The following is a 22,906-nucleotide window of genomic DNA, read 5'->3' as shown; positions in this document are numbered from 1 at the left end:
GGAACCAGCGGTACGCAGTACGCGGGGCGATCCCCTGTGCGCGTGCCCATTCCGTCAGGTTCATGCACAAGATCATACAGCACTCGTGACACCTAAAAGACACTCATGGACACTTATCCGAGAGCAGCAGTTTCCAACCCCTCAGCGAGGCCGCCCTTGCCCGCGGCAAGCGTGGCCGCCGAGCCGGAGGATCAGCAGCCGATAGGTTCGGAAGCGAGCGCGACGGCCACCGACCCAGCGCCGTTGCCGCAGCCACGGCGCTACGTAGACGCAATCCTGCTATCGAGATCAGGGCGACGCCACCGAGATAGGGCCGATCTCGATGACCGCCTCATCGGACCACCACATCGTTGACGCAGCGCAGCACCGGCGCGCGGACCAGGGCCCGCTCGTCCAGGCCGGCCGTACGGATCAGGAACTCGGCCCGCTCGCCCGGCAGCAGCGTGACGAGCTGGTCGTCGACCTGCGCGTCCGGGTCCAGCCGATCGGGGAAGACGGCCAGGTCGCGCAGGAGCGTGCGGGCGGTGACCGTCAGCCGGAGCCCGTCCGGCGCGGGCTCGGTCGCCGTGTCGTAGTGCGGCTCGGGAAGGCGCAGGTCCTTGTCGGGCGCGAAGAACCACAATGCCCGCCCCACGGGCCGCTCCCCCGCCTCACCCGGCCCGTCCGCCGCCACCGGCCCCGCCGCCGTCGGCCAGTCGGCCGCCGGTGGCCCGCCCGCCGCCGCTGGCCCATCCGCCGCCATTGGCCCATCCGCCGCCGGCTCGGCGGATGCGGCGGGGCGGCTGAGGCCGTTCCCGACGGCGGCGTGTTCGGCCATCGCAGAGGCGGCGCCGAACCCGGTGATCGCGACGGCGAGCAGTTCGGCCGCCGGGTCGCCCGGCTCGGCGACGGACGGGGCGAGCGGCACGGTGACGGCGGTACGCGGCGGCACGTCGAGGGTGAAGTCCTGCGTCGCGAGCGCGGCCCCGTCGAAGCCGTGCCGTACGGCCCGCGCCGGCGCCCGCCACGGGCGGCCGGTGTCGTTGACGGCCACCAGCGCCAGGCCGCCGTCGCGTGGCTGCACGGTCAGCAGCCGGTCGGCGTAGGCCCTGCGCAGCGCGTGGAACAGCGGCTTCTTCCTGCCGTCCCCGTCCACGGCCGACCATGAGGTGACCGGCCAGCAGTCGTTGAGCTGCCACACGACGCTGCCCGCGCAGTGCGGCCACAAGGCCCTGAAGTGCTCGACCCCGAGCTGGATGGCGCGCGCCTGGTTCACCTGGGTGAGGTAGTGCCAGTCGTCGAAGGTCTCGGGCACGGGGAAGTGCGGCTTGAGCCCGGCGGCCAGTTTGAGGTTGCCGTCGATCGCCTTCTGGTGGTGCAGCAGGCCACGGGAGTCGGGTAGCAGCGGCTCGTCGCTGATCGCCCTGCGGACGGTGGCGTAGGCGGCAGGCCCCTGGAAGCCGAACTCGGCGGCCATGCGGGGCCGATAGTCGCGGTAGACGGTGTAGTCGCGCAGGTTCCACACGTCCCAGATGTGCATGGTGCCGTGGCCAGGGTCGTTGGGCGGCAGGTCCATGGAGCCGGAATAAGGGCTGCCGGGCCAGTAGGGGCGGGTGGGGTCCAGCTCGGCCACGATGCGCGGCAGCGTCTCCAGGTAGAAGCCACCTCCCCAGCTGCGTCCCTGGAGCGACTCCTGCCAGCCCCAGTCGGCGTAGCCCTCGATGTTCTCGTTGTTGCCGCACCACAAGACCAGGCTCGGGTGCGGGCTCAGCCGGGCGACCTGCTCGCGGGCCTCCGCCTCCACCTCCGCCCCGATCGGGTCCTCCTCGGGGTAGGCGGCGCAGGCGAAGGGGAAGTCCTGCCAGACCAGCAGCCCGAGCCGGTCGCACACGTCGTAGAAGTCCTCGCTCTCGTACAGGCCGCCGCCCCACACCCGGATCAAGTTGACGCCCGCCTCGCACGCCTGGGCGAGCCTGGCGGAGTAGCGGTCACGGGTCACCCTGGTGGGGAAGCAGTCGTCGGGGATCCAATTGATCCCTCTGACGAACACGTCCACGCCGTTGACGGCCAGGGTGAACGCGCCACCCTCCGTACGCAACCGCACGTCGCGCAGCCCGATCTCGCGGCGCCACACGTCGTCGCCGGCCGTCACCTCGAGCTCGTAGAGTGCCTGCTCGCCGTACCCTCTCGGCCACCACAGCTCCGGATCGGGCACCTCCAGCGTGATCACGGCCTCGCTGCGGCCCTCGGGGATCACCGCGCGTCCCGACACGCCCTTGATCGCCGCAGTCACCTCGGCGGCTCCGGTCTTCTCCACCCGGACGTGGACGTCCACTCTGGCCGCGCCGTCCCCGAGGGTGACCAGCGGCCGCACTTCGGCGATCCTGGCCCCGCTCCAGGCGTGCAGGCCGATCGGCCGCCACATCCCGGACGTGACCAGCGTCGGTCCCCAGTCCCAGCCGAAGTTGCAGGCCATCTTCCTGATGAACTGGTACGGCTCCGCGTACGCCCCAGGCCGCTCCCCCAGCTCTCCGCGCAGCCTGTCGGTGTATTCGTACGGCGAACTGAACGTGATTCTTAACCGGTTCTGTCCGTCACGCAGAAGGTTCCCGACGTCGAAGCGGTACGACCGGTGCATGTTGGCCGTCTCTCCCACCCGGCTGCCGTTCAGCTCGATCAGCGCCACCGTGTCAAGCCCTGCGCAGACCAGGTCGGTCCGCTCGTGGCCGGTCGGCGACCAGTCGAAGACGGTCTCGTAGCGCCAGGCGGTGCGGCCGATCCAGGCCAGTCCGTCCTCGTTGTCGTCGAGGTAGGGGTCGGGGATGAGACCGGCGGCGAGGAGGTCGGTGTGCACACACCCGGGCACAGTGGCGGGCACAGGGGCGCGCCGAGCTCCGGCGCCCACCTCGCCGTTTACCGCCTGGACGGTCCATGACTCATGCAAGGCGCGCTGAAAGCCCATGAAACAACTCTCCGGACGTCGATTGAGGCAATAGGCAAGATATCAGCACCTATTCCCCTATTTACAGCGCCCGGCACCCTTATTACTGAACCGATTCATATCGGCTCAGCCCGTAAACGCGACTGCCCGCCGCACCTCGCGATGGACGAGGTACGGCGGGCAGGTTGTCGATCAGTGACGGCGCCGCAGCGGAGCGGGCCGGACCCGGTCAGCGCTCGAAGCGGCGGCCCTGGCCCTGGCTCTGGCCCTGGTTGCGGCGGAATCCGCCGCCGTTGCCCCGGTCGTCGCCACGGCCACCGCCGGAGCGGTAGCCGTCACTCGACCGGTAACCACCACTGTCACCGGAACGGTACCCCTCACCGGAGCGGTAACCGTCGCGCGGGGCGCGGTCGTCGGAACGGTAACCGCCGCGGTCGTGCTCGGCCGGGCGGGTACGGTCGGAGGCGTAGCGGCCGCCGCGGTCGTCGGAGCGGAAACCGCCACCGCGCTGGCCACGGTCGTCCTGCCGGAGCGGGCGGTCGTCGGACCGGTACCCGCCGCGCGGCCCGCTGTCGCGGCGGCGGTCGTCACCGAACGTCCGCGATTCCTGCGTGTGCCCGAACGGCCGCTCTCCCTCGGCGTGCCGCCGCCCGGAGCCGACCGGCCGGTCGCCGTCCTCGTGGCGGCGCGGGCGGCGCTCGCCGTCGAAGTCGCGGCGGGGACGCCGGCCGCGGCGCTCCGAACCCCCCTGGCCGCCGTCGCGGCGGGGCCGCAGCGGCTTGCGGACGTCCGGCTCCCAGACCGGGACGGACTCGCCGCTGGGCATGCGGGCACCCGTCACCTCGGCGATCCGCGGGTGGCCCGGGGTGGCCTTCAGGCGGAACGGGTGGATCCCGGCGCGCCGGGTGAGCGCGTCGGTCGAGCGGCGCTCGTTGGGCAGCACCAGCGTGACGACGGTGCCCTTCTCGCCGGCGCGCGCCGTGCGGCCGCCCCGGTGCAGGTAGCTCTTGTGGTCCTGCGGCGGGTCCACGTGCAGCACCAGGCTGATGTTGTCCACGTGGATGCCGCGCGCCGCGACGTCGGTGCAGACGAGCACGTTGATGGAGCCCTCGCGGAACTCGGCGAGGATGCGGGTGCGCTGGTTCTGGCGCTTGCCACCGTGCAGGCCGCCCGACTTGACGCCGACCCGGGCCAGCTGCTTGCAGAGCCGGTCCACGCCGTGCTGGGTGCGGACGAAGATGATGGTGCGGCCCTCGCGGTTGGCGATCTCGGCGATGACGTCGAACTTGTCGTCCCGCGTGACCTGCATCACGTGGTGTTCCATGGTGTCGACCGGCGAGGTCGCCGGCGCCACGGAGTGCGTGATCGGGTTCTTGAGGAAACGCTGCACCAGCTTGTCGACGTCACCGTCGAGCGTGGCGGAGAACAGCAGTCGCTGCCCGTCGGTCGGCGTCTGCGCGAGCAGGTCGGTGACGACGGGGAAGAAGCCGAGGTCGCACATGTGGTCGGCCTCGTCGAGCACGCTCACCTCGATGTCGGACAGCGAGCACTCGCGCTGCCGGATCAGGTCGCCGAGGCGGCCGGGGGTGGCGATGACGATGTCGACGCCGCGCCGCAGCGCCTCGATCTGCTTGCCCATGGACATGCCGCCCACGATGACCTTCATGCGCAGCCCCAGGCCGCGGCCGAGGGGTTCGATCGCGTCGTGAACCTGGAGGGCGAGCTCGCGGGTCGGCACGAGGATCATGGCGCGGGGCCGCCCGGGGGCCGGCTTGACACCGGCGAGGCGGGCCATGGTGGGCAGCCCGAAGGCGAGGGTCTTGCCGGAGCCGGTCTGGCCGCGGCCGAGCACGTCGTGCCCGGCGAGAACGTCGGGGATCGTCGCGCTCTGGATGGGGAAGGGGCTGTCGATGCCCTGCCTGGCCAGTCCGGTGACGAGCGGCTTGGGCAGGCCCAGCAGCTCGAACTCGGAGGGGCCGGGCTGCGCGGCGGCCTCGACCGCCGAGTCGGAGGTGCTCTCGTCGAACGAGGGCATGACAGCGTCAAGCATGGTCACGAAAGATCGTGCCTTTCCGTCGAAGTGGCACGTCACTTCTGCGAAAGGACGAGCCAGGATGCACGGCGTGAGCCGCACAGAGGTTCAAGGGCACCCGCCATCGGGGCGGGTCAATCCACAAGGGGGGATACACCGGGCACCGGCCGCAGGCGGCGCGAGACGCGCAATGAGACGTCGGGGTGCATCTCTGCCAACGCCGGGATGTTATCGGATATTTCCCGGATGGGCCCGGACCTTCCGAAACCCTCTATGGCACGCTGAAACGGCTGACGTTTGACGCCAGCCATAACAGCAGAAAAAGATCAGACGTTGAAGCCTAGCATACGCAGCTGCTCGCGCCCCTCATCGGTGATCTTGTCCGGGCCCCACGGCGGCAGCCAGACCCAGTTGATCTTCACGTCGGACACCATGCCGTCGAGCGCGGAGTGGGCCTGGTCCTCGATGACGTCGGTCAGCGGGCAGGCCGCGCTGGTCAGCGTCATGTCGATGGTGGCCACGGGCCGCTGGCCGTCGGCGGGGTCGAGGTTGAGCCCGTAGACCAGGCCCAGGTCGACGACGTTGATGCCGAGCTCGGGGTCGACGACGTCCTTGAGCGCCTCCATGACCTCTTCGACAGTGGCCTCACCGTCGAAATCAGTCGGAGTCTCCACTGGCTTACTCACTGGGCTGCACTCCTCACCACTGCGTCCTTATAGGCCATCCAAGAAAGCAACGCACATTTAACACGCGCCGGAAACTTGGCCACACCCGAGAACGCGACCGCGTCACCGAGCACTTCCTCGTCGGCCTCCACCTGTCCCCTGCCCTGCATGAGCCGGGTGAACTCGTCGACCACCGAGAGCGATTCCTCGACCGTCGAGCCGGTGGCCAGCTCGTGCAGCACCGAGGCGGCGGCCTGGCTGATCGAACAGCCCTGTCCGTCATAGGAGACGTCCAGGATCTTGCCGGCGTCGCCCACCTTGACCCTGAGCGTGATCTCGTCGCCGCACGTGGGGTTCACGTGGTGAACCTCGGCGTCGTACGGCTCGCGCAGTCCCCGCCCCTGCGGGTGCTTGTAGTGTTCCAGGATCAGCTCCTGGTACATCGACTCGCCGATCATGGCTATGCGAACACCTTCTGAACGTGATGCAGGCCGCGCACCAGGGCGTCGATCTCGCCCGTGGTGTTGTACAGGTAGAACGACGCCCGCGTGGTCGCCGGTATTCCGAAGCGCAGGTGCAGCGGACGCGCGCAGTGGTGTCCGACGCGTACGGCGACGCCGAACTGGTCGTCCAGGATCTGCCCCACGTCGTGCGGGTGTACGCCCTCCAGCGTGAACGACACCGTCCCGCCGCGCTGCTCCAGCGTCTCCGGGCCGATGATCCGCAGGGTGGGCACGTCCCGCAGGGCCTCCAGCGCGTAGGCCGTGAGCTCGCGCTCGTGCGCCTCGATGGCCTCCATGCCGATCCCGGTGAGGTAGTCGACGGCCGCGCCGAGCCCGATGGCCTCAACGATCGGCGGCGTACCGGCCTCGAACTTGTGCGGCACCGGCGCATACGTCGAGTGGTCCATCCAGACCGCCTCGATCATCTCGCCACCGCCCAGGAACGGGGGCATGGCCTCCAGCAGTTCGCCCCGCCCCCACAGCACGCCGACGCCGGACGGGCCGACCATCTTGTGGCCGGTGAAGGCCACGAAGTCGGCGCCCAGCCCGGTGACGTTCACCGGGTGGTGCGGCACGGACTGGGAGGCGTCCAGCATGATGAGCGCCCCTACCGCGTGCGCCCGCCTGGCCAGCTCGGCGACCGGGTTGACGGTGCCGAGCACGTTGGACTGGTGGGCCACCGAGACGATCTTCGTCCGCTCGGTGATCACATCGGCCGACAGGTCCAGCCGCCCGTCGTCGGTGACGCCGAACCACTTCAGCGTCGCGCCGGTGCGCTGCGAGAGCATCTGCCACGGCACGATGTTGGAGTGGTGCTCCATCTCGGAGATGACGATCTCGTCGCCGGGTCCGAGCGTGAAGCGCGGGTCGGTGTTCGTCCGGTTGCCGAAGGAGTAGGCGACCAGGTTGAGCGCCTCGGAGGCGTTCTTGGTGAAGATCACCTCGTCGCGCGACGGCGCAGCGATGAAGTCCGCGATCTTGTCGCGGGCGCCTTCGTACGCCTCGGTCGACTCGGCCCCGAGCACGTGCATGGCCCGCCCGACGTTGCTGTAGTGCAGCGCCAAGTGCTCCCGCATGGTCTCGATGACCTGCTCGGGCTTCTGCGAGGAGTTACCCGAGTCGAGGTAGACGAGCGGGCGCCCGTCGGGCAGCTCGCGGGAGAAGATCGGGAATTCCTTCCTGATCTTCTCCACATCGAAGCTGGGGGAAGTCATGCAGATGCCTTCGTGTACTGCTCGTAGCCCTCGGCCTCGAGCTTCTCGGCCAGTTCCGGGCCGCCCTCCTCGACGATCCTGCCGCCGGCGAAGACGTGCACGAAGTCCGGCTTCACGTACCGCAGGATGCGGGTGTAGTGCGTGATCAGCAGCACGCCGGTCTCGCCGGTGGCGCGGAAGCGGTTGATGCCCTCCGACACCACACGCAGCGCGTCCACGTCGAGGCCGGAGTCGGTCTCGTCGAGCACCGCGATCTTCGGCTTGAGCAGCTCCATCTGGAGGATCTCGTGGCGCTTCTTCTCACCGCCGGAGAAACCCTCGTTGAGGTTGCGCTGGGCGAAGGCGGGGTCGATGGACAGCGCGTCCATGCCGCTCTTGAGGTCCTTGGCGAACTGGCGCAGCTTCGGCGCCTCGCCGCGGACGGAGGTGACGGCCGAGCGCAGGAAGTTGGACACCGAGACGCCGGGGACCTCGACCGGGTACTGCATGGCGAGGAACAGGCCGGCGCGGGCCCGCTCGTCGACCGACAGCTCCAGCAGGTCCACGCCGTCGAGCAGCACCTGGCCGCCGGTGATCGTGTACTTGGGGTGGCCGGCGATGGCGTAGGCGAGCGTCGACTTGCCCGAGCCGTTGGGGCCCATGATGGCGTGGGTCTGCCCCGCCGCCACGGTCAGGTTGACGCCGCGCAGGATTTCCTTGTCCTCGACGGCGACGTGCAGGTCGCGGATCTCTAGGGTGGACATGGTTGTTATGACTCCTTCGAGAGCGAGACGAGCACGTCATCGCCGTCGATCTTGACTGTGTAGACGTTCACGGGCTTGGTCGCGGGCGGTCCTGTGGACTTGCCGGTGCGGATGTCGAAGCACGAGCCGTGCAGCCAGCACTCCAGCGTGCCGTCGTAGACTTCGCCCTCGCTGAGCTTCACCTCGGCGTGGGAGCAGACGTCGTGCAGGGCGAACACCTCTTCGCCCTTGCGGACGAGCGCGACCGGGGTGTCCTCCACCTCGATGCCGATGACGCCCCCGTCGGGGATGTCATCGAGCGTGCAGACCTTCTGGAAACTCATCGGGCCAGCTCCGCCTCCACCGCGGTGAGCACGCGCTCGCGGATCTCCTCGATCTCGATCTTCTCGATGAGCTGGCCGAGGAAGCCCCGGATGACCAGGCGGCGGGCCTCGTCGTAGGGGATGCCGCGGGCCTGGAGGTAGAAGATGTGCTCGTCGTCGAGGCGGCCGGAGGCGGAGGCGTGCCCCGCGCCGGCGACCTCGCCGGTGAGGATCTCCAGGTTGGGCACCGAGTCGGCGCGGGCGCCGTCGGTGAGGATGAGGTTGCGGTTGAGCTCGTAGGTGTCGGTGCCCTCGGCCTCGACCCTGATGATCACGTCGCCGATCCAGACAGCGTGCGCGGCCTCGCCCTGCAGGGCGCCGCGGTAGTCGACGTTGCTCTTGCAGTTGGGCTGCGAGTGGTCGACCAGCAGGCGGTGTTCCAGGTGCTGGCCGGCGTCCGCGAAGTAGACGCCGGACATGTCGGCGTCGCCGCCGGGAGCGGTGTAGGTCACGTTGGGCGACAGGCGTACGAGGTCGCCGCCGAGCGTCACCACGAAGCTGCGGAACGTCGCGTCCTTGGCCAGCTGGGCGTGGTGGTGCGAGACGTGCACCGCGTCGTCGTCCCAGTCCTGCAGGCTGACGACCCTGAGCGAGGCGCCGTCGCCGATGGCGAACTCGATGTTGTCGGCGTAGACCGCGCTGCCCCTGTGGTCGAGCACGATCACGGCCTCGGCCATCGGCTCCACGACGACCACGATGTGGCCGTAGGCGGCGCCGTCGCCGGACCCGGTCAGCGTCAGGACGGTGTGCTTGGACGCGACGGCCTCACGCGGCACCGTGATCACGGTGGCCTTCTCGAAACCGTGCCACGCCTGCGCGCTCACCCGGTCGGTGGGCGCGAACGCCTTGCCGAGCCGGGCGTCGTCGCGGCCGACCGTCTCCACGGTGACCTCGGGCGCCGCGTCGACGTCCAGCCGCACGTGGCCCACGGGCTCGGCCTTGCCGTTGTGCAGGCCCTTCAGGCGCGAGAGCGGCGTGAAACGCCACGACTCCTCGCGCCCGGTCGGGACCTCGAAGTCACCGAGGTCGAACGACGCCTTCTCGTGCAGGGTCGACAAGGGCTTCTCGTTCAGGCCCATCAGCCGACGGCTCCTTCCATCTGCAGCTCGATCAGCCGGTTGAGCTCGAGCGCGTATTCCATGGGCAGCTCACGCGCGATCGGCTCCACAAAGCCGCGCACGATCATCGCCATCGCCTCGTCCTCATCCAGCCCACGGCTCATGAGGTAGAACAGCTGATCCTCGCTGACCTTGGAGACCGTCGCCTCGTGGCCCATCCTGACGTCGTCCTCGCGGACGTCGACGTAGGGGTAGGTGTCGGAGCGGCTGATCTGGTCGACCAGCAGCGCGTCGCACTTGACGGTGCTGGCGCTGCCGTGCGCGCCCTCCTCGATCTGCACGAGACCGCGGTAGGAGGTGCGGCCGCCGCCGCGCGCCACCGACTTGGAGATGACGCTGGAGCTGGTGTTGGGCGCCAGGTGCACCATCTTGGAGCCGGCGTCCTGGTGCTGGCCCTCGCCCGCGAACGCGACGCTCAGCGTCTCGCCCTTGGCGTGCTCGCCCATCAGGTAGACGGCCGGGTACTTCATCGTGACCTTGGAGCCGATGTTGCCGTCGATCCACTCCATGGTCGCGCCCTCGTAGGCGACGGCGCGCTTGGTGACCAGGTTGTAGACGTTGTTCGACCAGTTCTGGATGGTCGTGTAACGGCAGCGGGCGTTCTTCTTCACGATGATCTCGACGACGGCGCTGTGCAGCGAGTCGGAGGAGTAGATCGGCGCGGTGCAGCCCTCGACGTAATGGACGTAGGAGTTTTCGTCCACGATGATCAGAGTCCGCTCGAACTGGCCCATGTTCTCGGTGTTGATCCGGAAGTAGGCCTGCAGCGGGATCTCGACCTCGACGTTCGGCGGCACGTAGATGAACGAGCCACCGGACCACACGGAGGTGTTGAGCGCGGCGAACTTGTTGTCGCCCACTGGGATGACCGACCCGAAGTACTCCTTGAAGATCTCCGGGTGCTCCTTCAGGCCCGTGTCGGTGTCGAGGAAGATGACGCCCTTCTCCTCGAGGTCCTCACGGATCTTGTGGTAGACGACCTCGGACTCGTACTGAGCCGCGACACCGGCGATGAGGCGCTGCTTCTCCGCCTCGGGGATGCCGAGCCTGTCATAGGTGTTCTTGATGTCGGCGGGCAGTTCGTCCCAGGAAGCGGCCTGCTTCTCGGTGGAACGCACGAAGTATTTAATGTTGTCGAAATCGATGCCGCTGAGGTCAGAGCCCCAGGTGGGCAGCGGCTTCCTGTCGAACAGGCGGAGGCCCTTCAGGCGAAGGTCAAGCATCCACTCCGGCTCGTTCTTGAGAGCGGAGATGTTGCGAACGACCTCCTCGGACAGGCCACGCTTGGCCGCCGCGCCCGCGGCATCCGGGTCGGCCCAGCCGAACTTGTAATTCCCGAGGCCTTCCAGCTCCGGGCGGTCGGTGACAGTCACCTTCCGGTCTCCTTGCTCTTGTCTCTATGTGCGGATTCACCCAGCGTCTGTGGGCTCACGTGCGTCGTGCAGACCCCGTCGCCGTGCGCGATCGTGGCCAGGCGCTGCACCGGTGTGCCGAGCAGTTGCGCGAACGCCTCCGTCTCGGCCTCGCAGAGTTGCGGGAACTCCGCGGCCACGTGGGCCACCGGACAGTGATGCTGGCAGAGCTGGTCGCCGCCCGACTTGGCCTTGCTGGCCGATGCGGCATACCCCTCCGCCGACAGCGCCTGCGCCAGCACCTGAACGCGCTGGTCCGCCGGCACCGTCAGCATGACCGGCTCCAGCCGCTTGAGCAGGCTCAACACCTGCGCGCGGGCGAAGTCGGCCACCGCGTCCCGTCCCATGCGCTCGGCCAGGAAGCGCAGCGCGCTCCCGGCCAGGTCGTCATAGGCGTGCTCGAAGGCACTGCGCCCCGCGTCGGTGATGGCGAACAGCTTGGCCGGCCGCCCGCGCCCGCGCTGACCGCGCGGCCGCACCGTGCGAGGCTCGATCATCCCGTCGGCCACCAGCGCGTCGATGTGACGCCGCACGGCGGCGGGTGTGAGCCCGAGCCGCTCGCCCAGGGCGGCGGCCGCGACGGGACCATGCTCAAGAATCAGCCGGGCGACGCGGGCACGCGTGCCGCGCTCGTGACCTGGCTCCATCGTGGGCATGTTTTTCACAACATCAGTGTGCCGTAATTCCTTCCCTGTTCCAAATGGTTCTGAGCAGCCCGGGAATGGAATTTGTCACGCAGGGTAGCCTTACCTAACCTTCTTGGACCGCGTCCGCGAGCTCCGGCGAGCTCCGGCGAGCACGGCGAAGGTCACGACCGAGCAGGCGATGAGCCCCAGCATGACGCCCGCCATGGGCACGGCCGTGTCCTCCCCGGCCAGACCGACCAGCGGGGCCGCCAGGGCGCCGAGCGCGAACTGCAGCACGCCGAGCAGTGCCGAGGCGCTGCCGGCCACCTGGGCGGGCTGGGAGCCCAGTGCCAGCGCGCCCGTGCCCGGCAGCACCAGGCCCTGGCCGAGCATGATGACGAACAAACCGCCCACGATGCCCCACAGGCCCAGCCCCGTGAGCGCGGCGGCCATCAGCAGCCCCGCCCCGGTCAGGGCGGTGACCAGCCCGGCCACGACCAGGGCGACCGGCGGGACCCGGCCCGACAGCCGGCCGCCCAACTGGGCCATGGCGGTCAGACCGAGCGCGTTGAGCGCGAAGATGAGCGAGTACTGCTGCGGCGTGGCGCCGTACACCTCCTGCAGCACGAACGGCGAGCCGGCGATGTAGCCGAACATCGCCGAGAACGCCAGGCCGCCGGTGAGCGCGTACCCCATGAAGGCGCGGTCGCGCAGCAGCTGCCAGAACGTGCGCGCGGTGTGCTTGAGCCCACCGCTCTCGCGCCGGTCGGCAGGCAGTGTCTCGCGCACGCCCGCCAGCACGGCCACCAGCAGCACCAGGCCGGCGAGGCTGAGCGCCACGAACACGCCGCGCCACGACGTGAACGACAGCAGTTGCGCCCCGGCGATCGGGGCCAGGATCGGCGCCAGGCCGCTGACCAGCATGAGCGTGGCGAAGATGCGGGCGATGGCGGCGCCGTCGTACAGGTCGCGCACGACCGCGCGCACGATGACCAGGGCCGCGCCGCCCAGCATGCCCTGCAGCAACCGGAAGGCGATGAGCATGGGCACCGACGGCGCGAACGAGCAGAGCAGCGAGGCGATCATGAAGCCCGCCACGCCCACGATCAGCGGCACCCGGCGGCCCCGCACGTCGCTGACGGGGCCCGCGATGATCTGGCCGACCGACACGCCGATGAGGCAGGCGGTGAGCGTGAGCTGGACCTGGGCGGGCGCGCTGAGCATCTCGGAGGTGATGGCGGGCAGCGCGGGGAGGTACATGTCGATGGAGAGCGGCCCGATCGCCGACAGCGCGCCCAGGATCACCAGGAGTAATCCGCGGCGGCTCTCCTGTTTCGGCACGACGACGGTGGACGTGGCTTGAGCCACGGACATGCGCGATCCCCTCTCCCCCGCAGGCTGATGGCCCACGAGGGCCGAGAGGATCAAACCAGGATTCGGTCCTCCTAATTCCCGGTTATCAGATATTTCACTGAGGCTCGTTGAGCTGGATGAGCGAGAAGACGGCGCCCTGCGGGTCGGTGAGCATCGAGAACGGGCCGGGCGGCGCGTCCATCGCCCGGACGAGCACCTGGGCGCCCAGCCGCTCGGCCGCCGCGGTGGTGGCACTGAGGTCGCCGACCGCGAAGTAGGTCATCCAGAACGAGGGCGTGTCCGGCGGGTATTCGGAGGGCATCTCCATCATGCCCGCGATGGCCGGCTCACCGGCGTGCCACTCGGTGTACTTGACGCCGCCCATCTCCAGCAGCTCGGGCCGCCAGCCGAAGACCTCGGAGTAGAAGCGCTCGGCGGCCGCCGGGTCGCGGGTGATCAGCTCGTTCCAGCAGAACGAGACGGGCTCGTTGACCAGCTCGGCGCCGTGGTGGGCGGCTGCCTGCCAGGCGGCCGCGTGCGAGCCGTCGGGGCCGCGGAAGACGGTCATGCTGCCTTCCTCGAAGACCTGCATCGGCTCCATGACGACGGTGCCGCCGGCGTTCTTGACCCGGTCGGCGAGCGCGGCGATGTCGTCGGTGGCCATGTAGATGTTCCAGGACGAGGGCATCCCCTCGCCCATGACCGGGCCCACTCCGGCGACCTTCTTGCCCTCGTAGGTGAACATGCCGTAGCCGCCGGCCGCCGGGTCGTCGACCATCTCGGCCTGCCAGCCGAAGATCTCGCTGTAGAACCGGGCGGATGCGTCGACGTCGATGCTGGACAGGTCCACCCAGCACGGGACTCCGGGGTCGTACCCACTGCGTTGCGACATTGCAACCTCCTGTGACGTGGAGCTCACAGCGATCTCAGAAGTCGGCATGAGACCGCCATGTCACTGTCAGACTCTCACCCGGGTACGACGATTTCAGGGGAACCTGCGGGTCAAGACCTGTCCATATCCGGCCATCCTCACCTGCGGGCCGGACCGCGTGGCGTAGTCCCTAAACTCATGGCCATGGAATCCCCAGCCGTCGAGATCGTCGACCTGGTCAAGCGCTATGGCGGCACCACCGCGCTCGACGGTCTCGCGCTCCGCGCCGAGCGCGGTGCGGTCACGGCCGTCCTCGGCCCCAATGGCGCGGGCAAGACGTCCACGGTCGAGATCTGCGAGGGGTTCCGCAGGGCCGACTCCGGCACGGTCAGGGTGCTGGGACTGGCACCTCAGCGGCCCGAGCTGCGGCCCCGGGTGGGAGTCATGCTCCAGGCGGGCGGAGTGCCGCCGGCCATGCGCTGCGGCGAGTGGCTGCGGCTGGTCTCGCGCTTCTACGCCCGTCCTCTCGACGCCCAAACGCTCCTCGTACGTCTGGGGCTGGCCGATCACGCGCGCACCCCGTACCGGCGGTTGTCGGGCGGGCAGCAGCAGCGGCTGTCGCTGGCCGCGGCCGTGATCGGACGGCCAGAGCTGGTCTTCCTCGACGAGCCGACCGCCGGTCTCGACCCCCAAGCCAGGCACGCCTGCTGGGAGCTGGTGGGCGAGCTGCGCGGCGCGGGCGTGTCGGTGGTGCTGACCACGCATCACATGGACGAGGCCGAGCGGCTGGCCGACCACGTGGTGATCATCGACAGGGGGCGGGTGGTGGCCGAGGGCACACCTGCCTCGCTGACCGGCGCCGAGCGGCAGCTCAGGTTCCGCGCCCGGCCGGGGCTGGCGCTGGAGGAGCTGCTCAACGCGCTCCCGGCGGGCAGCGCGGCCAAGGAGTCGCCCGCCGGGCACTACATCATCGAGGGCTTGGTGGGTCCCGAGTTGCTGGCCACGGTGACGGCGTGGTGCGCGGCCGAGGGCGTCATGGCCGACGACCTGCGCATCGAGCGGCGCACCCTCGAGGACGTCTTCCTCGAGCTGACCGGCAGGGAGCTGCGATGAGCAAGCCCGACGTACCCGAGTCCGGCACCGCGCACGGCCTCGGCGGGGCGGCCCCGCTGGACTTCACGCCCGCGCCCGGCGCTGCGCCGTTCCATCGGATGGTGCTGGCGCAGGCGGGCGCGGAGATCCGCGCGATGTTGCGCAACGGCGAGCAGCTGCTGCTCACGCTGGTCATCCCGGTGCTGCTGCTGGTGGGCTTCTCGCTGGCGCCGCTGATCGACGTCGGGGGCGGGCGGCGGATCGACTTTCTGGCGCCCGGCGTGCTGGCGCTGGCGATCATGTCCACGGCGTTCACCGGGCTGGCCATCGCGACGGGCTTCGAGCGGCGCTATGGCGTGCTGAAGCGGCTGGGCGCGACGCCGCTGTCCAGGGCCGGGCTCATGCTGGCCAAGACCACGGCCGTGGTGGCCGTGGAGGGCATCCAGGTCGTGTTGATCGTGGTGGTGGGGCTGGCGCTGGGGTGGCGTCCTCAGGGGTCGTTCCTGAGCGCGGTGCTGCTGATCGTGCTGGGCACCGCGGCTTTCAGCGGGCTCGGGCTGCTCCTGGCCGGCACGCTGCGCGCGGAGGCGACGCTGGCCGCGGCCAACCTGGTCTATCTGGTGCTGCTGGGCGCGGGAGGGGTGATCTTCCCGTTGTCGAAGTTCCCCGCGGGGGTGCGCCCGGTCCTGGAGATGTTGCCCATTTCGGCGCTCACCGGCGGCCTGCGCTCGGTGCTCGCCCAGGGCGCGGCGCTGCCGCTCGGTCCGCTGGCCGTGCTCGCCGCGTGGGCGGTGCTGTCGCTGGCGCTGGTCTCACGCACGTTCCGCTGGGAGTGACGCGGCGTCACTCGGGCTGTGGCTGGGGGCGCTCGGTCTGGAGTGCGCCGTAGCGGCGGCGGGTGAGGGCGGCCACCGCGGTCAGCGGGACGGTGGCGGCCGCGGCCACCCCGAACAGCAGCGTGTACCGGCCGTCCTCGGCCAGCGGCCCGGCCCCCCACGACGCGACCGCGCTGCCCACGAACAACGCGGAGGCGAAGAACGCGATCGTCGTCCCCCGGGCCTGCGGCACCACTGAGGTGGCCCAGGTCTGCAGCGAGGAATGCAGGAACGACCAGCCGCCGCCGAGCAGCAGCGCGGTGACCGCCACCGTGGCCATGCTCACGTGTCCGGCCACGAGCGTGAACCCCGCGCACAACTGCGCGCCGCCCACGGTCATCAGCACGGGCGCGGGCCAGCGCCCCGACAACCGCTTGACCACCTTCGAGAACGCCCACAAGCCCAGCCCATAGGCGGTGATGCCCAAGCCGGCCACGGCCGCGCCGATCCCCGCGTGCTCCAGCGCCGTGGCCAGGAAGGGCATGGCGCCGAGCATGATCGCGCCTTCGGTGAATGCCAGCGCGAAGACGAGCAGCGCCCAGCGCTGGCCGAGGACCATGCCCAGGTAGCGTCCCACCCCGAGCCCGCCGCGCCCCCCGATCCGGGGCGGCTCGGGAAGCGAGCGCAGCGCCAGCGCGCAGACGAGGGCGCAGGCGGCCGGCACGGTGAACGCCACCCGCCAGTCCACCAACCCTGCCAGCGCGCCGCCGAGCCCCGTGGCCACGGCCGTGCCGAGCGCGGCGGCGCCCATCAGGTCCGTCAGGGCGCGCTGCCGTACCGAGGGCTGGACCGTGTCGCCCACGTATGTCAGGCCCGTGGGGATCACCGCGCCGAAGCAGGCGCCCGTCACCACCCTGGCCGCCACCAGCGCGCCCAGCACCGGCATCAGCGCCGAGACCAGCCCCGCCAGCGCGGCGCCGAGCAACGCGCCCCGCATCACCCGCACCCGGCCGAACCGGTCGGACAACACCCCCCACAGCGGCTGCGTCAGCCCGTACGCCAGGTAGTAGCCGCTGGCGGCGGCCACCGAGGCCGACAGCGAGACGCCCAGGTCGGCGGCGATCACCAGAAGCATGGGGCTGACGGCGAAGCGGTCGAAGCTGCTGACGAACGAGGCCACGGACAGACCCAGCGGAGGCCGGGAGAGGGTTTCTGGGACGGCGGGGGCTTCCATGGAGCACCACCCTAAATGCAGGAATGTCACCCGCCACGAGTAGGCTCAGCCAGTTGCCCGCTCGACCTTTGCCTGAGGAGTCCCGTGACCGCCTTCGCCCTGGACGATCCCCTCGACCGCGGCTCCGGGCTGCCCAGGCCGGGCAATGTACTGCGGGCGGCCTCCGACTCGATCCCACCGTCCTCACTGGTGCTGCTGGCGATCTTCTCGGTGCAGCTCGGCGCCGGACTCGCCAAGGAGTTGTTCGCGGTGCTGCCGCCGAGCGCGGTGGTGTTCCTGCGCATCGCGGGCGGGGCGCTCGTGATGGGGGCGTTCATCAGGCCCCGGCTGAAGGGGCTGGCCTGGCGCGACTGGGCGGTGGGGATCGGGTTCGGCGTGACGCTGGCCGTCATGAACCTGTCGTTCTACGAGGCCCTGTCGCGGTTGCCGATGGGCATCGCGGTGGCGATCGAGTTCCTCGGGCCGCTGGGCGTGGCCGTGGCCGCCTCGCGGCGCAGGATCGACCTGCTGTGGGTGGGGCTGGCGGGAGCGGGCGTGGTGCTGCTGGCCCCGTGGGGAGAGTCGGCGTCCGTCAGCTGGGCCGGCATCGGGTTCGCGATGGTGGCCGGGGCCTGCTGGGCCGGCTACATCCTGCTGTCCGCGGCGGCAGGTCAGCGCTTTCCCGGGACGAGCGGGCTGTCGTTCGCGATGATCGTGTCGGCCGTGGTGATCGCACCGGTCGGGGTGACGACGGGCGGGGCCGACCTGTTGCAGCCGGAGCTGCTGCTGATCGGGCTGGGCGTGGGGTTGTTGTCGTCGGTGATCCCGTACTCGCTGGAGCTGCAGGCGCTGCGGCGCATGCCCAAGCACGCGTTCGGCATCCTGATGAGCCTGGAGCCCGCAGTGGCAGCGCTGATCGGGGTGCTGCTGCTGGCCGAGATCCTGAACGTGCAGCAGTGGGCGGCGATCGTGTGCATCGTGGCCGCCAGCCTGGGCTCGATCAAGAAAGCGAAGAAGTAGGAGGCCCGCCGCGCGCCCAGGGATGGGGCCTCTCGGGCGCGCGGCGGAGGGCTCGGCTCTCGGTGGGCGGGGTGTGCCGAGCCCGCGGAGGGTCAGCGGAGTGCGGGGTTCCGCTGGACCAGGCTTGATGCCGTCCCTCGCCGGGTCTCCGGCACGCGCGAGTGGCGCGTCCGGCGAGGGAGGAGGGGTCTGCCGGCCGTTGGGCGCTGCGTCGCTCACCCGGCCTGCTTCGAGGTTACCTCCATCGAGGGGCGCCCGGTCCCCGAATGTCGGAAGTCAGTGCTCGGCCCAGATGCCGCGCACGTGTCCGATGTGCTCCTCCATGATGTGCGCGACGGCCTCGCCGTCGCCGCTCTTGAGCGCGTCGAGCAGCGCCAGGTGCTCCCTGGCCGAGTCGCCCAGCGCGCCGCGCTCGGACAGCTGCGCCAAGCCGTAGAGCCTGGCCCTGGTCCGCAGGTCGCGAACGACCTCGACGAGGTGGGCGTTGCCGCAGAGGGTCAGCAGCTCGACGTGGAAGCGCAGGTCGGCGTCGACGTACGCGAGCAGGTCGCCGCGCTCGCCGGCCGAGACGATCTCCTCGGCGATGGGCCTGAGCCGCTCGAACTCCTCCGCCCGCGAGCTGTCGGCCAGCCGCGCCATGGTGGGCACCTCGATGAGCTGGCGGATCTCGGTGAGCTCGTCGAGGTCCTGGTCGGACAGCTCGGTCACCCGGAAGCCCTTGTTGCGCACCGCCTCGACCAGGCCCTCCTTGGCCAGGTCGAGCATGGCCTCGCGAACGGGCGTGGCCGAGACGCCGAACTGGGCGGCCAGCACCGGCGCGGAGTAGACCACCCCGGGCCGCATCTCGCCGGTGATCAGCGCGGCGCGCAGCGCGTGCGCGACCTGCTCGCGCAGGCTCTGACGCTCCCCCACCATCGGCAGGTCGAGCCGATCCTCGGCAGGCATCCGCCCATCCTCCTAAATCCACGCCTCGTACGCGGCGGCCGCGATCACCAGGTCTTCCCACGCCATGCCCGTGCTCTTGAACACGCGTGGCCCCGGACCGGTGATCACCTGTCCGGCGATCAGCTCGGCGAGGTTCCCGGCGAGATGACCAGTGGTGATCGTACCGTGGCGGATCGGGATGATCACATCCCCGGCCTCCTCCAACGCGGCCGCCCTGGCCTCGACGACCACGGTGGCGCGGGCGATGAGGTCGCCGTCGAGCTCGCGGGCGCCGGGCTCGTGCGAGCCTACGGCGACGACGGTGACGCCGTCGCGGGCGAGCTTACCGGGGAACAGGGGGTCTCTGGCAGTCGTGCAGCACACGATGAGGTCGGCCTCGGCCACCGCCTGCGCCATGTCGTCGGCCCACCGCGCCACCCCGCCGTCCGCCGGTTCCCCCACACCAGCCGCCAACGACGCATCGGCGGCTGAGGTGAAGGGCCCCTGAACGGGAGCGTCGGGCGCACCGGCGCTGGAGGGTGCGCCGGCCGGGTCAGCGGGTGCATGGGCGCCGGCTGTGGGTGCGGGAGCCGAGCCGACAGGCGCAGACGCCGAGCCGGCGGAGGCGAGGGCGCGGGACGGGACGCCGAGGGTGCGGCAGCGGGCGGCGAGGGCCTCGGCGCGGCCCAGGTCGCGCGCGATGATCGTCACCTCGGTGATGGGCCGGACCGCGCGGAACGCCAGCACGTGGCCCCACGCCTGCGGCCCGCTCCCGAACACCACCAGCTTCCCACCGCGCGGATCCGCCAGGTGGCGGACGGCCAGGGCGGAGACGGCCGGGGTGCGCAGGGAGGTGATGGCGATCCCGTCCATGGCGGCAAGAGGCGCGAGCGTGTCGCCGTCCAGCAGCAGGTACGTCCCCTGAATCCGGGGCAGCCCCCGCCCGGGATTGTCAGGCGCGATGGTGACGGCCTTCACCCCCACGTACCGTCCGGCGGCGGCGGGCATCAGGAGGAGCTGCCCGGCGGGCACGTCCACGACGGGCCGCTGCGGCGTGGCCTCCGGGTCGAGCCCCGCTCGCAGCGCGTCCTCGAGGATCCCGACCGCCCGCTCCACGGGCACCAGCCGCTCCAGGGTGGCGGCGTCGAGATACGGCAGAGCGTCGGTCATCGCAGCGTGAACCCCGTCCCCATCGGATCCTCAGGATCAAGCTCGAACGTATGCCGTCCGGTCCGGTACGCCATTCCTTCGATCTCCGGCACGACCCCCTCCGCGACCACGTCCGCCACCCGGGCGCGGAAGACGCTGCCGACGATACTGCTGTGCACCAGCGTCCCGCGCAGCCCCGAGTCGTGCAGCAGCGCCAGCCGGGCCGCCGTGCCGGACCCGCATGGGGAGCGGTCGACCTCCCCGTCGGCGAACACCGTCACGTTCCGCTGATGCGCCGCCCCATCGCCGCCCGGCAACTCGTCGTAGAAGATCACCCCGTAGACGCCGGACAACCGGTCGTCGGCGGGATGCCGCGAGGCCGGGTGGCCGGCCAGGTCGGCCTTGATGCGCCGGGCGTGCTCGATCAGCTCCGTCAGGTGCCGGGGCTCCACCGCCAGCCCCAGCGCCGCGGCCGGGACGGACGCGTAGATGGCGCCGCCGTACGCCACATCGACCTTCACCCCGCCGGCGGCCACGTCCCGCGCCATCACGTACGACGGAACGCTGACGAACGTGACGCCCCGCACCCGGCCGCCGGAGCTGCGTACCCGGGCCGTGACGCGTCCGGAAGGCACGTCGATCACCACGTCCGTGTCGCCGTCAGGATCGGCCTCGACGAGACCTTCCTGCACCGCGTAGGCGCCCAGCGCGATCGTGCCGTGCCCGCACGCGGTGGAGAAGCCGTCCTTGTGCCAGAAGAGCACGCCGAAACGGGCGCCGGGATCGTTCGGGGGGACCAGGAAGCAGCCGTACATGTCGGCGTGGCCACGCGGCTCGTGGCACAAGAACCGCCGCACGTCGTCGAAGCCCTCCATGGCGGCGGCGCGGCGCGACAACACGTCGGCGCCGGGGATGCCGGCCACGCCCCCGGTGACGATCCTGAACGGCTCGCCACCGGTGTGGTAGTCGACGGTCGTGATGTTCATAGCTCGAACCCGGCGGGGAACGGGTCGCGCGGATCCAGGAAGTACTGGGCGGTGCCGGTGATCCAGGCGCGGCCGGTGATCGAAGGCACGACGGCCGGCGCGCCGCCCACGGTGGTCTCCTCGAGGAGCCGGCCGATGAAGTGGGTGCCGATGAACGACTCGTTGACGAAGTCCCGGCCGAGCGGCAGCTCGCCGCGGGCGTGCAGCTGCGCCATGCGGGCGCTGGTGCCGGTGCCGCACGGGGAGCGATCGAACCAGCCGGGGTGGATGGCCATGGCGTGCCGCGAGTGGTGCGCGTCAGACCCGGGTGCGGCGAAGTAGACGTGGTGGCAGCCGCGGATCCGGTCGTCCTCACGGTGCACGGGCTGGCCGGCGGCGTTGATCGCCTCCATGGTGGCGAGGCCGGCGGCGATGATCTCGTTCTTGGCCTTGCGGTCGAAGGGCAGGCCGTAGGCGTCGAGGTCCACGATGGCGTAGAAGTTGCCGCCGTACGCGAGGTCGTACCGGATCTCCCCGAACCCGGGAACGGTGACGACGGCGTCGAGCCGGTCGCTGTAGGAGGGCACGTTGCGCAAGGTCACCGACATGGCCATCCCGTCCTCGACGGCCACGTCCACCACGACCAGCCCGGCGGGGACCTCCAAGCGCACGGTGGTGACCGGCTCGACGACCTCGACCATGCCGGTCTCGACGAGCACGGTGGCCACGCCGATCGTGCCGTGCCCGCACATCGGCAGCAACCCGGACACCTCGATGAACAGCACGCCGAAGTCCGCGTCCGGCCTGGTGGGCGGCTGCAGGATGGCGCCGCTCATGGCGGCGTGGCCGCGCGGCTCGGTCATCAGCAAGGTGCGGATGTGGTCGAGGTTGTCGCGGAAGTACACGCGCCGCTCGGCCATGCTGGCGCCGGGGATCACGCCCACCCCACCGGTGATCACGCGCGTGGGCATGCCCTCGGTGTGGGAGTCGACGGCGTGGAAAACCCGCTTGGTCCTCATCTCAGCCCTTCTGCCAATGCCTTCTCGGTCGCGGCCCGTACGACGGTGGCCTGCTCGTCGGTGAGCGGCTGCCTGGGCTGCCTGCAGGGGCCGCCGTACCGGCCGGCGAGGTCCATCGACAGCTTGATCGCCTGGACGAACTCCGTCTTGGAGTCCCAGCGCAGCAGAGGGTGGAGCTTCCTGTAAAGGGGCAGCGCAGTGGCGAGGTCACCGGCGACCGCGGCGCGGTAGAGCGCCACGTTGGAGGCGGGCAGCGCGTTGGGGTAGCCGGCGATCCAGCCGACCGCCCCGGCCACGGCCAGCTCCAGCAGCACGTCGTCGGAGCCGATCAGCAGGTCCAGCTCGGGGGCGAGCTCGGCGATCTCGTACGCGCGCCGCGGGTCCCCGCTGAACTCCTTGACCGCCACGATCAGGCCCTCCTCGTACAGCTTGGCCAGCAGCGCGGGGGTCAGGTCGACCTTGGTGTCGTACGGGTTGTTGTAGGCCACGATCGGCACCCCGGCCTTGGCGACCTCACGGTAGTGCGCGAAGACCGCCCGCTCGTCGGCCCGGTAGGCGTTGGGCGGCAGCAGGAGGACCGAGCCGCAGCCCGCCTCGGCCGCCTGCTCGGCCCAGCGGCGCGACTCGGCGGCGCCGTACGCGCCGGCCCCGGCCATCACGTTCGGGCCCCCGACGGTCTCGACCGCCGTCTCGATCACCCGGGCACGCTCCTGCGGGGTGAGCGTCTGGTACTCGCCGAGCGATCCGTTGGGCACGACGCCGTCGCAGCCGTTGTCGACCAGCCAGCGGCAGTGCGCGGCGTAGCCGTCGAAGTCGACGGACAGGTCGTCGCGCAGGGGCAGCGCGGTGGCGACCATGACGCCGTGCCATGGCTTGCTGCGATGTTCCAT

The 22,906-nt window shown here is 70.5% G+C and carries 21 protein-coding genes; 3 read left to right on the top strand and 18 right to left on the bottom strand.

What is annotated here, in order from left to right:
• Positions 1–331: 331 nt before the first annotated feature.
• The 12 genes from ACTWPT_RS48455 to ACTWPT_RS48400 all read right to left on the bottom strand — a co-directional run bounded on the left by ACTWPT_RS48455 (position 332) and on the right by ACTWPT_RS48400 (position 13,840).
• Entirely contained in the window at positions 332–2,941 is a 2,610-nt protein-coding gene (locus ACTWPT_RS48455; RefSeq protein ID WP_443184317.1) for a glycoside hydrolase family 2 protein, read from the bottom strand.
• A 208-nt stretch (positions 2,942–3,149) separates the two neighbouring features.
• A complete protein-coding gene (locus tag ACTWPT_RS48450) occupies positions 3,150–4,970 on the bottom strand; it encodes a DEAD/DEAH box helicase (RefSeq protein ID WP_443184316.1) in 1,821 nt (606 codons plus the stop codon).
• A gap of 308 nt (positions 4,971–5,278) precedes the next feature.
• Positions 5,279–5,578, bottom strand: coding sequence for a metal-sulfur cluster assembly factor (locus tag ACTWPT_RS48445; RefSeq protein WP_443184322.1), 300 nt, complete (start codon positions 5,576–5,578; stop codon positions 5,279–5,281).
• Between the two features lie 56 nt (positions 5,579–5,634).
• Positions 5,635–6,075: a Fe-S cluster assembly sulfur transfer protein SufU gene (gene sufU, locus ACTWPT_RS48440; RefSeq protein ID WP_443184315.1), complete on the bottom strand. Its 441-nt coding sequence runs from the start codon at positions 6,073–6,075 to the stop codon at positions 5,635–5,637.
• 2 nt (positions 6,076–6,077) lie between these two features.
• Complete coding sequence (locus ACTWPT_RS48435) at positions 6,078–7,334, bottom strand: cysteine desulfurase (RefSeq protein ID WP_443184314.1); 1,257 nt, start codon at positions 7,332–7,334, stop codon at positions 6,078–6,080.
• A complete protein-coding gene (sufC, locus tag ACTWPT_RS48430) occupies positions 7,331–8,077 on the bottom strand; it encodes a Fe-S cluster assembly ATPase SufC (protein WP_443184313.1) in 747 nt (248 codons plus the stop codon). The genes ACTWPT_RS48435 and sufC overlap by 4 nt, the downstream gene beginning before the upstream one ends.
• Positions 8,078–8,082: 5 nt before the next feature.
• Entirely contained in the window at positions 8,083–8,400 is a 318-nt protein-coding gene (locus tag ACTWPT_RS48425) for a Rieske (2Fe-2S) protein (protein WP_443184312.1), read from the bottom strand.
• Entirely contained in the window at positions 8,397–9,518 is a 1,122-nt protein-coding gene (sufD, locus tag ACTWPT_RS48420; protein ID WP_443184311.1) for a Fe-S cluster assembly protein SufD, read from the bottom strand. The genes ACTWPT_RS48425 and sufD overlap by 4 nt, the downstream gene beginning before the upstream one ends.
• Positions 9,518–10,930 carry a Fe-S cluster assembly protein SufB gene (sufB, locus tag ACTWPT_RS48415; RefSeq protein WP_443184310.1) on the bottom strand — a complete coding sequence of 471 codons (1,413 nt, stop codon included), beginning with the start codon at positions 10,928–10,930 and terminating at the stop codon, positions 9,518–9,520. Before sufB ends, sufD begins: the two co-directional genes overlap by 1 nt.
• A complete protein-coding gene (locus ACTWPT_RS48410; protein WP_443184309.1) occupies positions 10,927–11,625 on the bottom strand; it encodes a helix-turn-helix transcriptional regulator in 699 nt (232 codons plus the stop codon). Before ACTWPT_RS48410 ends, sufB begins: the two co-directional genes overlap by 4 nt.
• 90 nt (positions 11,626–11,715) lie before the next feature.
• Positions 11,716–12,969, bottom strand: a complete 1,254-nt coding sequence (locus ACTWPT_RS48405; protein WP_443184308.1) for a multidrug effflux MFS transporter — start codon at positions 12,967–12,969, stop codon at positions 11,716–11,718.
• A 94-nt stretch (positions 12,970–13,063) separates the two neighbouring features.
• The gene (locus ACTWPT_RS48400; RefSeq protein WP_443184307.1) at positions 13,064–13,840 is read right to left on the bottom strand and encodes a VOC family protein; all 777 of its coding nucleotides are present in this window, start codon (positions 13,838–13,840) and stop codon (positions 13,064–13,066) included.
• A 183-nt stretch (positions 13,841–14,023) separates the two neighbouring features.
• On the opposite strand from ACTWPT_RS48400, the gene ACTWPT_RS48395 reads away from it, so the two are divergent.
• Together ACTWPT_RS48395 and ACTWPT_RS48390 are read left to right on the top strand one after the other, a co-directional pair.
• Positions 14,024–14,932: an ABC transporter ATP-binding protein gene (locus ACTWPT_RS48395; protein ID WP_443184306.1), complete on the top strand. Its 909-nt coding sequence runs from the start codon at positions 14,024–14,026 to the stop codon at positions 14,930–14,932.
• Entirely contained in the window at positions 14,929–15,747 is an 819-nt protein-coding gene (locus ACTWPT_RS48390) for an ABC transporter permease (RefSeq protein ID WP_443184305.1), read from the top strand. Before ACTWPT_RS48395 ends, ACTWPT_RS48390 begins: the two co-directional genes overlap by 4 nt.
• 7 nt (positions 15,748–15,754) lie before the next feature.
• Here the strand turns inward: ACTWPT_RS48390 and ACTWPT_RS48385 are convergent, their stop codons facing one another.
• Positions 15,755–16,960 (bottom strand): MFS transporter, encoded by a 1,206-nt coding sequence (locus ACTWPT_RS48385; protein ID WP_443184304.1) that lies wholly within the window; start codon positions 16,958–16,960, stop codon positions 15,755–15,757.
• A gap of 84 nt (positions 16,961–17,044) precedes the next feature.
• Here ACTWPT_RS48385 and ACTWPT_RS48380 point away from each other — a divergent pair, with 84 nt between their 5' ends.
• Positions 17,045–17,959, top strand: coding sequence for an EamA family transporter (locus tag ACTWPT_RS48380; RefSeq protein ID WP_443184303.1), 915 nt, complete (start codon positions 17,045–17,047; stop codon positions 17,957–17,959).
• Positions 17,960–18,235: 276 nt separating this feature from the next.
• On the opposite strand, the gene ACTWPT_RS48375 is transcribed toward ACTWPT_RS48380, so the two are convergent.
• Genes ACTWPT_RS48375 through ACTWPT_RS48355 form a run of 5 tightly spaced genes read right to left on the bottom strand, consistent with a single transcriptional unit; the run spans position 18,236 to position 22,906 of the window.
• Entirely contained in the window at positions 18,236–18,904 is a 669-nt protein-coding gene (locus ACTWPT_RS48375) for a GntR family transcriptional regulator (RefSeq protein WP_443184302.1), read from the bottom strand.
• 12 nt (positions 18,905–18,916) lie between these two features.
• Positions 18,917–20,053 (bottom strand): ornithine cyclodeaminase family protein, encoded by a 1,137-nt coding sequence (locus ACTWPT_RS48370; protein ID WP_443184301.1) that lies wholly within the window; start codon positions 20,051–20,053, stop codon positions 18,917–18,919.
• On the bottom strand, positions 20,050–21,018 hold the full coding sequence (locus ACTWPT_RS48365; protein ID WP_443184300.1) for a proline racemase family protein: 969 nt from the start codon (positions 21,016–21,018) through the stop codon (positions 20,050–20,052). The genes ACTWPT_RS48370 and ACTWPT_RS48365 overlap by 4 nt, the downstream gene beginning before the upstream one ends.
• On the bottom strand, positions 21,015–22,016 hold the full coding sequence (locus ACTWPT_RS48360) for a proline racemase family protein (RefSeq protein WP_443184299.1): 1,002 nt from the start codon (positions 22,014–22,016) through the stop codon (positions 21,015–21,017). Before ACTWPT_RS48360 ends, ACTWPT_RS48365 begins: the two co-directional genes overlap by 4 nt.
• The gene (locus ACTWPT_RS48355; RefSeq protein ID WP_443184298.1) at positions 22,013–22,906 is read right to left on the bottom strand and encodes a dihydrodipicolinate synthase family protein; all 894 of its coding nucleotides are present in this window, start codon (positions 22,904–22,906) and stop codon (positions 22,013–22,015) included. The genes ACTWPT_RS48360 and ACTWPT_RS48355 overlap by 4 nt, the downstream gene beginning before the upstream one ends.

Source organism: Nonomuraea sp. 3N208, assembly GCF_052245935.1.
Taxonomy (GTDB): domain Bacteria; phylum Actinomycetota; class Actinomycetes; order Streptosporangiales; family Streptosporangiaceae; genus Nonomuraea.
This window is presented reverse-complemented; position numbering and strand designations above follow the sequence as displayed.